The following is a 2,429-nucleotide window of genomic DNA, read 5'->3' on the forward strand; positions in this document are numbered from 1 at the left end:
ACCGCGGGGTTCCCACGCGTTCCCCTCCCCAACCGGAGCGCAGATGAAATTCTCACCCCTTCTCATTGCCGCCGCGATCCTCCTCGGGCCCGCCATCGCATCTGCCCAGCCGGTGCAGGGGCGTCTGATCGCCCGCGAAACGGACGAGCCGGTGCGCGGCGCGACCGTGCACCTGATGGCGGATTCGCAATCGGTGGCGCAGGCGCGGACGGATTCGGCGGGCGCATTCGTGCTGCAGGCACCGCACGCGGGAAATTACTGGCTGCTGGGCACCGCGCCCGGCTTCCAGGCGTCGGAGACGGACGCGTTCGCCGTGGGCCCGGGTGGCGCGCGGGTGAAGTTCATGATCGGCCGGCCGATGATCGGGCTGGACACGGTGACGGCCGTGGCGCCCGGCGCGGAAGACCGGCTGTGGTACGGGGGATTCCACCAGCGGCGCAGTGAGAACCAGGGGGGCCGGTTCATCACCCGCGAGCAGATCGAGCGCCAGCGGTACGGGCAGGTGCAGGACATATTGCGCCAGGTGCCGGGGCTGGAGGTGCAGATCGGCCCGCGGCCGAATTTCAGCGACTCGCGGCTGATGCGGGTGCGGCTTCGCCAGGCGCTCAGCTTTCGCGACTGCTGGAGCATCTTCTACCTGAACGGGATGCGGGTGGAGCCGGAATCGGTGCAGAACCTGAATCCCACGGAAATCGAGGGAATCGAGATCTACACCAACGGCGCCGTCCCCGCGCAGTTCAACTCGTCCATGGGCGCGGCCTGCGGCGTGATCGCCATCTGGACCAAGGCACGCTGAGCGCGCACCACCCCTGCCGAAGCGCGCCTGTCATCCCGAGGAGCGGCCACGGCGAGCCTGCCCGTGCACCGTCCATGGCAGCGACCGAGGGCATCGACAGGCGCGGCGCGCCTCCCTGCAGGGCTTCGATTTCGGCGACGTTCCCTCCCGCCCGAAACCTTCCTCCGCCCGCCAGCGTACCTTCCCCGGCGTACGCCTTTCAGCGCGTTCGGCGCACCGCTATCATCCAGTCCGCCGCCGTCCCTGGCGACGAGGAACCGTCCACGCACCGAAATCCCGTGAACCTGACCGATATGCGCAACCCAATGCTTTCCGCCGCGGGCGTACTGCTGCTTGCAGCGTGCGGCGGCGACGGCGGGGACTCCGCCGCGCCCAAGGCCGATTCGGCGGCGACGACGGCGGTGACCTCTCCGGCGTCCGCCATCCCGGCCGACTCCGCTGGCGGTCTTGTCGGCGCGCCGACCGGGTCGACCGGAGCATCGCCGGTGTTCGTGCCCCAGCCCGGCGCGCCGCCCGCGGGCACGGCGCCCCAGAGGGCGGCGGAGGCCCCCAAGGCCGCCCCCAAGGAGCGCATCCAGGCACCGGCCCCGCCGCCGCCCAACGTCGAAGTGAAGGGGCCCGTCAGCCCCGCGGCCATCGAAGACTACCGGCTGAGCATGGACAAGATCCGGCAGATGCGCCAGGCGGGGCTCAACCTGGCCGCGCTGCAGCGGGAGCATCCCGAACTGGCCGGGCAGATGAAGATGGAGGGTCCGCCCGATCCCAACCGCATGTACGAGCGGCTGAACAGCATCCCCCAGGCGCGCGCCGCGGTGGAGCGCTCCGGGATGTCCGCGCGCGACTACACCATCGGCATGGGCGCGCTGATGCAGGGCGTGATCGTGCACCAGATGCGCAAGCGCGGCATGAACCCGCCGGTGCAGGCCAAGGAGGCCAACGTGGAGTTCATCGCCGCGAACGAAACGGAGATCATGCAGCTGCTCACCTCCGCCGCGGCGCAGGCAGGCGCGATGCCGCGCCCCTGAAGGCTCGTCGTCCACGCGGGGTCCAGAGGAAAACTGAGAATAGCCGGAGATACAGAGAGCACGCGTCTTCTCTTTATCTCCGGCTGTTCTGTGTATCTCTCTACTCGCGCAGCTCGTGGACAGTTCAGCCCACGCGAAGGAATTGGATGAAGAGCTACCTGGACGGTGCGCTGACGGTGGAGCAGCTGGGCGGTGATCCCGCGGCGGGCGCCTTCCGGGCCGCGGATGCGCGGGGGGCGGTCGCATGGCTGGCCCGTGGCGGCTCGTACCAGTACCTGCACGTCGTCGAGTACGCGGAAGCCGGCGTGCGGCGGGGCTTTCACGTCCACGCGGACCACACCGAGCACCTCTACGTCTTCCTCGGCTCGCTCCGGCTGCTCGCGCGCAGGGACGGCCAAACGGTGGATCTCGAACTCTCCGCGGGCCACCTGGCCGTGATGGGGCCGGGCGTCGCGCACGGGCTGATCGCCCGCGAGCCCGCCGTCGCCGTGATCCTGGGCCACGGCTCAGATCCCGTCCACGACGTGCAGCCCGTGCCCGACCTCGCCTGAGGCACCTCCGGAGAGACTGGGGCGAACGTACCATGGTCTTTCGTTAATCAATCGATT

Annotated in this window: 3 protein-coding genes; all 3 read left to right on the plus strand. The window is 69.7% G+C overall.

Annotated features, from left to right (window positions below):
• Window positions 1–43: 43 nt before the first annotated feature.
• The 3 genes from VIB55_RS01180 (at window position 44) to VIB55_RS01190 (ending at window position 2,372) form a co-directional block, all read left to right on the plus strand.
• Window positions 44–796, plus strand: coding sequence for a carboxypeptidase regulatory-like domain-containing protein (locus VIB55_RS01180; protein ID WP_331874831.1), 753 nt, complete (start codon window positions 44–46; stop codon window positions 794–796).
• A 278-nt stretch (window positions 797–1,074) separates the two neighbouring features.
• Window positions 1,075–1,821, plus strand: coding sequence for a hypothetical protein (locus tag VIB55_RS01185; protein ID WP_331874832.1), 747 nt, complete (start codon window positions 1,075–1,077; stop codon window positions 1,819–1,821).
• Window positions 1,822–1,967: 146 nt separating this feature from the next.
• Window positions 1,968–2,372, plus strand: a complete 405-nt coding sequence (locus tag VIB55_RS01190) for a cupin domain-containing protein (protein WP_331874833.1) — start codon at window positions 1,968–1,970, stop codon at window positions 2,370–2,372.
• The last annotated feature ends 57 nt before the right edge of the window (window positions 2,373–2,429 follow it).

The organism is Longimicrobium sp., assembly GCF_036554565.1.
Taxonomy (GTDB): domain Bacteria; phylum Gemmatimonadota; class Gemmatimonadetes; order Longimicrobiales; family Longimicrobiaceae; genus Longimicrobium.

Bases quoted from the DNA above. Each gene is read 5' to 3' on its own strand.
- VIB55_RS01180 (WP_331874831.1), top strand. From the start codon at position 44: ATGAAATTCTCACCCCTTCTCATTGCCGCCGCGATCCTCCTCGGGCCC.
- VIB55_RS01190 (WP_331874833.1), top strand. From the start codon at position 1,968: ATGAAGAGCTACCTGGACGGTGCGCTGACGGTGGAGCAGCTGGGCGGT.